The organism is Tardiphaga sp., assembly GCF_044340795.1.
Taxonomy (GTDB): domain Bacteria; phylum Pseudomonadota; class Alphaproteobacteria; order Rhizobiales; family Xanthobacteraceae; genus Tardiphaga.
On sequence record NZ_JBIISY010000058.1, the window covers coordinates 22332 to 29936 of the forward strand.

The window sequence follows — 7605 nt, forward strand, 5'->3', positions numbered from 1 at the left end:
CACTCCCTGTGCAGCAGGTTCTCCGGGATGAGAACTAGGGCTGCTATGTTTATTGATCGTTCGAGACGAACTTTATTGGTCTACCGAGAAGCCTAGACGAGGGGATGCTAGCACATGTGGAAGTTGTGCCAAGCATGAGTGCGCTGCACGATGAGCCGATCTGCTCGTTATCGCGTTCGCTTGATCGTCAGTTGCGCGGTGCCGCCATTCCAGTGGGACAGAACACCGTAAAGACCGGGCACGCCGATCACGGCATCATTGATGAAGACAAACAGCTCGCCCGAACGCGTCGGCACGATCGGGAATTGGATCGTGTCATCGCGCAGGTCCGGCACGTAGAAGGCCTCCTCGCCACCGACCCTGCCGTAACGCAGCGTGATCCGGAACCAGTCTTCGAACAATGCGCGGCGCAGCGGCAGCGCGAGACTGAGCAGGATGCGGTGATACCAGCGCGGTGGCTCCACCGATGTAAAGCCACCGACCGGAACCGGCGTCCCGAAATGCGTCCATTGCTCGCCCGGCGTGACCGTGATGACATAGCGCGCCCGGTTGTCATCGACCTCGATGCCGGTGGCGCGGCAGAGATCGGATGTTCTGAATTCGATGGGACCGCTGATCTGGCCGGGCATCAGCCGGCGCGGCGACGGGCTTTCCTTGCAGGTCATCCCGGCGACATCCTGAATGTTGAAGGCGATGTGGCTGAGCGTTGCGAGGCCGACATAGACGAAGACCAGTGCGAAGAAGCTCGGCCCGATCCGCCGCTTCATGCTTTCATGAAACACGATGTAATTGCTGTCGCTGCGCAGGCGATAGATCCAGTTGGTCGGCAATCCACCCGGCGCGGCCGGCCGCCGACGCCAGATCGCGCCCATCAGGTCCTGGCTGCGATGGGCGATGCGCGTGCCCCATAGCAGCAGCGCCACGAGGATGGCGACCATCACCACGAATGAGATCGGCGCCCGCGCATAGCCATCGATCCATGTCTTCGCGAAGCCGGGCAGAAATCCTTGCAGGGTTCGCAGGATGTCGGACACCCAGCGGATCGGGCTGGTAAACTCGTCGGACTTCTGGGCGCCGCTGACCAATGGGAAGATCACCAATGCGGTCGTAGCCGCAACGGTGAGGAAGTAGACGATGCGGCGCTTCCACACCTCGTTCCAGACATGCTCCTGCGCATCGGCGCGCGCTCTCGCCTGCGCAGCGGTTTCGATCCCGTATTGATCGGAGGTCAGGATGCGTCCGTCGTCGGTCACCACATCATAGAGGGGCGGTAGTCCGATCGGCGCATAGGCATGGGCGCGGTTGCTGAGACGCCTGAAGACGCTTTCGTGGATCTTGGGTCGCTCGATCAGGACTTCGTCGTCTTCCCGCTTCGAATATTTGATGTTGCACAGTTGCACCAGCTTGCGCGGCCCATAGCGGTAGTAGCCGCCCAGCCCCTGACGCGGATTGTAGATGCGCCCGTCCTTGTCGCGCTTCGAGGTGACGCTCTTGAACGTATCGGGATCGGCGATGACGGCGCCAGGCGGGGGAGGCTGCGGGGGATTCGAGTAATCGGATTTGAATTTCAGGCCGCAATGCCGCGCTTCGGTGATCATCCAGAGCAACGGAATATGAGCGAGCGAATCATCGGGATAGCCACCGCCGACATTCGAATGCACGCCGGCAAACCAGACCTGGCTGAGTTGCTCATCGACGATGGCGCGCGGTGTCTCCGGATTGAATTGCTGGGGCGGAACGACCTTCTCGTCCCAGAGCTCGGGATGAAACGTTGTGCGCTCTTCATCCAGCGCAAGCGCCTGGCAGGCCCGCGTCACACGGGCGCGAACCAATTGATGATCGGGCAGTTCGAGCGGGTAGATATATTTGCTGATGCCGCGCGTCATTTCATCGACCGGCATCCCATAGGCTGACACCGTGTCCCACACGCCGATGAAGCGAATCCTGGCGACCTGCCGGTTCGTGTCGTGATCATAGGGCAGCGGCCGGAGCCAATCGCGGAGATTGCGGAGCCAGTCCTCGGGGCGGAACGGCCATACGGTGTGATAGCGCTTGCGCCGATAGGCACGATAGGCGGCGCGGGCCTTCTCATCGAGTTCGGTTTCGCTGTCGGCCGACACCAGGCCTTCATGCAGGATCAGGCCCATCACCACGCGGATGGTGAAGGCACCGCGGCTGAAGCCAAAGCCGAAGATATTGTCCTCGTCGCCCCGATAGTTGCGGCAGGCGAACTTGTAGATGTCGATTACATTGCGCTTCAGCCCGAAACCGAACGCGCCGCCAAGGATGGCCCATGGCTTGAACGACGATGTCCCGACGCCATCGTCATAGAATGCGACCTGATCGGAGCCCGAGAGATCCAGCGCCTCGAAGGTGCGCCAGACATTGGTACGCCAAACCTTTGCCGACGAATTGCCGGTGCCGTCCGAGAGCAGAACGATATTTCGTGCCATTGCAGACGTCCCCCGAGTCCGACGCCGGGAGTCGATCGCCCAGCGACGGAATCAAAGATCGTCCGCCTGCATCCGATTTACAATTAAAAATTGTATTTAATTCAGATGCGCGTTTAGACACGCATGGACGGCCTCAGAGGCCGCCCTTGCTCAGATAGCGCCATGCAACGGCCAGCACGATGAGCCCGATGAAGATCAGCGCCACCGGCATTTTCCTCTTTTCGCGCGGCGGCGGCGTTTCCGGCTTGATGCGGCGGAAGGGGGTGACGTTGTCGCGGTTGTTCTGGTTGTTGTCGGACATGAGTTTCGGTTTCGGAGCCGGCTTGATGACCGGCGCGGTGCCGGTACCGCCCATGCGGGCATAGTAATTGCGATATACGGTCTGGATGGTCGCTTCGGCCGCCGCGGATTCGGCCTGTTTGCCACGCGCGGCCAGGGCAAGATAGCCGGCGAAGAAGGTCTGCGCTTCCTGGGGCAGGGCATCGACGCTGTTGAGTTTCGACATCATCAGCCAGGTCGCAAAGTCGGCCCGCGCCTCGTCATTGGCGCGCCTGGCGATTTCCTGATTGGAATCCGTTGTCGACGGCATTTTCGTCTCACACCCGCAATAGGCTGATTGTCTGCGCAACCTCACCCGATTTCAAGCGAGCTCGATCAGTGCGCGACAATACGGCCGCAAGGCGGCGGTGGCCCGCGGGGAGATGCGATAAGCTTAATGATTTAGGAGCGGGAAGTTTCTGGAGCGGGCGAAGGGGCTCGAACCCTCGACCCCGACCTTGGCAAGGTCGTGCTCTACCACTGAGCTACACCCGCATCCTAGAAGCGGCAACGATGGTGCGCCGCCGACGCGCGGACATATGCCAAATGCCGGCGGCGATTGCAACAGAAAGACGAAGGAATATGCCAAGTTCCGTAAATGGAATTTTTCGGCGGTTTTGGCGCGCCAACCCGCCCTATTCAGCCGAAATTACGCCATTTGCAGCCACCTACGCCGTTCCGCGGCAATGCGGCGGGCTCGGTCCGATTGCAAATTGCTGTCACGAGAGCCATTTATGGGCTTCGGGCGTGCTAGAAGCGCGCAGAAATTTCCCGATACAGGTGAGGTTGACGTGACCATCATGGAACAGGGCGGCGAACCGATGCCGCAGGCAGGGTCCGCCCTCATCAAGGACACCACCACCCGCACCTTCATGCAGGACGTGATCGAGGAATCGAAGCACCAGCCGGTGCTGATCGACTTCTGGGCGCCGTGGTGCGGCCCGTGCCGCCAGCTGACCCCGATCATCGAGAAGGCCGTGACCGCCGCCAAGGGGCGGGTCAAGCTGGTGAAGATGAATATCGACGAGAATCCGGAAATTCCCGGCCAGATGGGCATCCAGTCCATCCCGGCCGTGATCGCCTTCGTCGATGGTCGCCCGGCCGACGGCTTCATGGGTGCCGTGCCCGAGAGCCAGATCAACGATTTCATCAACAAGCTCACCGCCGGCCGCCCCGGCGCCGAGCCGACCACCGCCGAATTGCTGGAAGAGGCTGAAGGCATTCTCGCCGAGGGCGATCCGGCCACCGCGGCGTCAATCTATGGCGAGATCATCGCCGGCGACGCCACCAACATTGCCGCCATCGCCGGCCTCGCGGCCTGCTATGTCGCCACCGATGCCATCGAACAGGCCAAGCAGACGCTGGAACTGGTCCCCGCCGCCAAGCGCGAGGACGCCGCCGTCAAAGCCGTGCAGGCCAAGATCGACCTGGTCGAACAGGCCAGTGCGCTCGGTCCGGTCACCGAACTCGAACAGAAGGTCGCCGCCGATCCGCTCGATCATCAGGCCCGCTTCGATCTCGCCGTGGCGCTGAACGGCGCCGGCCAGCGCGAGCAGGCCGTCACGCATCTGCTCGAAATCGTGAAACGCGACCGCAAGTGGAATGACGACGGCGCCCGCAAGCAGCTGCTGCAATTCTTCGAGGCTTGGGGCCCGACCGATGAGGCGACCGTTGACGGCCGTCGCCGTTTGTCCACGATCCTGTTCGCATAATCCGCACCTCCATAGAACTTGCGAAGCGAGACCGGACATGCCCATCAATGCCGACTATCGCGGCCCGGCCGAACTGCCGGAAGTGATTCCGGTCTTCCCCCTGCCCGGCGCGCTGCTGCTGCCGCGCGGCCAGATGCCGCTCAACATCTTCGAGCAGCGTTACCTCGCGATGGTGGACGACGCGTTTCGCGACGGTCACCGGCTGATCGGCATGATCCAGCCCGATGCCGTGCATTCGGACGATGAAGAGAAGCCGTCGCTGTTCAAGGTCGGCTGCGTTGGCCGCATCACCCAGCTCGCCGAATCCGGCGACGGCCGCTACATCCTCGAACTCACCGGCGTCTCGCGCTTCGAGGTTGTCGAGGAACTGTCGGTGCTGACGCAATATCGCCAGTGCAAGGTCGACTACTTTCCCTTCGTCGATGACTTCACCGCACGCAAGGGCGAGGACGACGTCGATCGCGACGCATTGGTCGCGGTGCTTGGCGATTTCCTCAAGGCGAACAATCTCAAGGTCGACTGGGACGGCATCCACAAGGCCCCCAACGAGGCGCTTGTGAATGCGCTGGCGATGATGTCGCCCTACGGCCCGCCGGAGAAACAGGCGATGCTGGAAGCGCCGAACCTGAAAACCCGCGCAGAAATCCTGATCGCCATCACCGAGATGGATCTCGCCAAGAAACGCACCAGCGGCGACCCGCCACTGCAATGATCCGGAGCTTTGAATGACCACCGCGACCGAACAATCCCAGGACGGCACCGATCCGAAGCTGCTCGAAATCCTGGTGTGCCCGGTGACGAAGGGACAACTTGAATTCGACGCCGCGCGTCAGGAGCTGATCTCGCGCTCGGCGAAGCTCGCCTACCCGATCCGTGACGGCATCCCGATCATGCTGCCGGAAGAAGCAAGGAAGATCGATTGAGTTCGTAGCCCGGATGGAGCGCAGCGAAATCCGGGGACCGGCGAATTGCTGATGCTCTGAATCCCGGATTACGCTTCGCTCCACCCGGGCTACGGCCGCCGAGCTAGATCGCCTCGCCCTTCAACAATCTCGGCACTTCTCCAGACAATCCCGCTGCCTGCTTGATAAATGCCCCCTTCAGCGGCGGCAGACGATCGACGATCCCGAGCCCGATATCGCGAATGCTGCGCACGAAGGGCAGATCGTTCGAGAACATGAAGTTCAGCACATTCGTCGCGAGTCCCATGCTCATGGTGTCGAAGCGGCGCCAGCGCTGATAGCGCTCCAGCACGTCGGCCTGACCGAAATCCATGCCGAGCCGCGCCGCATCGACGATGCTCTCCGCCAACGCGGCCACATCCTTCAGGCCCATATTGAGCCCCTGCCCTGCGATCGGATGAATCACATGGGCGGCGTCGCCAATCAGCGCGAGGCGTTCGCCGATGAAGGAGCGCGCCACGAAGTAGCCGAGCGGAAACGCGCGCGGCTTGTCGAGCGCTTTCACCTCGCCAAGATGCAGCCCGAAACGGCGCTCCAGCTCCGCATGGAATTCATCCTCCGGCAACGCGACGATGCGCTCGGCATCCCGGCGCTTCTCGGTCCACACCAGCGATGAGCGATTGCCCCTGAGCGGCAGGATCGCGAACGGACCGGCAGGCAGGAAGTGCTCCTCCGCCCGGCCCGCATGATCGCGTTCATGGCCGACGGTGACGACGATGCCGGACTGATCGTAGTCCCAGCCATGGGTCGCAATCCCTGCCCGCTCACGCAGTTTCGAGCGCGCGCCATCGGCCGCGACCAGCAGCGCGGCCTCGATCACGCTGCCATCGCCAAGCGTGACGCTGACACCATCCGGGCGTGAATTGAACGTGGTCACCGGCGTCGCGCGCAGATCGACGCCTGCGGCTTCGGTGCGCTGGACCAGCTCGTCGATCAGGCGCCGGTTCTCGACCATATGCGCGAACGGCTCGCCCGGCTCGACTTCACCAGCAAAGGTCAGAAAGGTCGGCCGCGTGGCGTCGTCGACCCTGGAATCCGTCACCACCATGTCGAGGATCGGCTGCGCCTCCGCAGCCACGGCCTCCCAGACGCCGATGGCATCGAACATGCGCCGGCAGGCCGCGACAATGGCCGATGCGCGCGGATCGCGGCTCGGCCGCGTCGCCAGCGCGGGATCGGCAACGATCACCGGCACATCCGGCCCCAGCCCCTGGCGCAATGCCAAAGCCAACGCCAGTCCGGCGAACGCGCCGCCGCCGATGACAATGCCTTTTTGTGCCGCCATGATACCCGTTCCTGCTGTTGCCACGCGCTTATAGCTGGGCGAAACAGGAATGCGAAACAAGGCAGATCAATCAAGGCCGATCGATCAAGGCATGGGAACCATGACCCGGTTCATCGGCCCTGGTTAATCGACCGTCACGCAGCCGCCTTACGAAAGACGCCGACATGTCCAAGAGCCTGATCGATCTGATCGACATCCTCGATCTCGAGACCCTCGAGGTGAACATGTTCCGCGGCCGCAGCCCGAAGACGCGCTGGCAGCGCGTCTTCGGCGGCCAGGTGATCGGCCAGGCCCTCGTGGCCTCGGTCCGCACGGTGGAAGGCCGCATGCCGCATTCGCTGCATTGCTATTTCATCCTGCCCGGCGATCCGCAGATCCCCATTATCTACGAGGTCGAGCGGCTGCGCGACGGCAAAAGCTATTCGACCCGCCGCGTCACTGCGATCCAGCACGGCCAGGCGATCTTCTCGATGATGGTCTCCTTCCATGCCGAGGAGGAAGACAGCTTCAATCACTTCGATCCAATGCCGGACGTGCCGCCGCCGGATCGCCTGTCCGCTGAAGAACTGGCGAAGGATCCGATCATCGAGAAGATGCCGGACTACATCCGCCGCTATTACGAAAGCGACCGCCCCATCGAGCTGCGCCCGGTGGAATTCCAGCGTTATGCCGGCGAGAAGATTCCCGACGGCCGCATCAATTTCTGGATCCGCACCGCCGCCAAGCTTCCCGACGACCAGGCGCTGCATATGTGCGCGCTGGCTTATGCGTCGGATTTCTCGCTGCTCGATTCCATCATGTCGCGCTATGGCCGCACGTTGTTCGATGGGCAGGCGATGGCTGCGAGCCTCGATCACGCCATGTGGTTTCACCGC

The 7605-nt window shown here is 62.3% G+C and carries 7 protein-coding genes and 1 tRNA gene; 4 read left to right on the forward strand and 4 right to left on the reverse strand.

The features are described from left to right. Positions 1-167: 167 nt before the first annotated feature. From ACIQ17_RS12145 to ACIQ17_RS12155, 3 genes are all read right to left on the reverse strand, one after another. Entirely contained in the window at positions 168-2453 is a 2286-nt protein-coding gene (locus ACIQ17_RS12145; protein WP_398468826.1) for a DUF2235 domain-containing protein, read from the reverse strand. A 133-nt stretch (positions 2454-2586) separates the two neighbouring features. Next, entirely contained in the window at positions 2587-3042 is a 456-nt protein-coding gene (locus tag ACIQ17_RS12150) for a hypothetical protein (protein WP_398468828.1), read from the reverse strand. Between the two features lie 149 nt (positions 3043-3191). Beyond that, positions 3192-3266 (reverse strand) — tRNA-Gly (locus ACIQ17_RS12155). A gap of 296 nt (positions 3267-3562) precedes the next feature. Between ACIQ17_RS12155 and trxA the strand changes: the two genes are divergently transcribed. The 3 genes from trxA to ACIQ17_RS12170 are packed head-to-tail and all read left to right on the forward strand — an operon-like array spanning position 3563 to position 5406. Continuing rightward, positions 3563-4483 carry a thioredoxin gene (trxA, locus tag ACIQ17_RS12160; protein ID WP_398468830.1) on the forward strand — a complete coding sequence of 307 codons (921 nt, stop codon included), beginning with the start codon at positions 3563-3565 and terminating at the stop codon, positions 4481-4483. Positions 4484-4520: 37 nt separating this feature from the next. Next, complete coding sequence (locus ACIQ17_RS12165; protein ID WP_398468832.1) at positions 4521-5195, forward strand: LON peptidase substrate-binding domain-containing protein; 675 nt, start codon at positions 4521-4523, stop codon at positions 5193-5195. Positions 5196-5208: 13 nt separating this feature from the next. After that, the gene (locus tag ACIQ17_RS12170; protein ID WP_398468834.1) at positions 5209-5406 is read left to right on the forward strand and encodes a Trm112 family protein; all 198 of its coding nucleotides are present in this window, start codon (positions 5209-5211) and stop codon (positions 5404-5406) included. Between the two features lie 103 nt (positions 5407-5509). On the opposite strand, the gene ACIQ17_RS12175 is transcribed toward ACIQ17_RS12170, so the two are convergent. Beyond that, positions 5510-6730 carry a ubiquinone biosynthesis hydroxylase gene (locus ACIQ17_RS12175; RefSeq protein WP_398468836.1) on the reverse strand — a complete coding sequence of 407 codons (1221 nt, stop codon included), beginning with the start codon at positions 6728-6730 and terminating at the stop codon, positions 5510-5512. A gap of 164 nt (positions 6731-6894) precedes the next feature. On the opposite strand from ACIQ17_RS12175, the gene ACIQ17_RS12180 reads away from it, so the two are divergent. Then, a partial coding sequence (locus tag ACIQ17_RS12180; protein WP_398468838.1) for an acyl-CoA thioesterase occupies positions 6895-7605 on the forward strand: 711 nt, incomplete at its 3' end.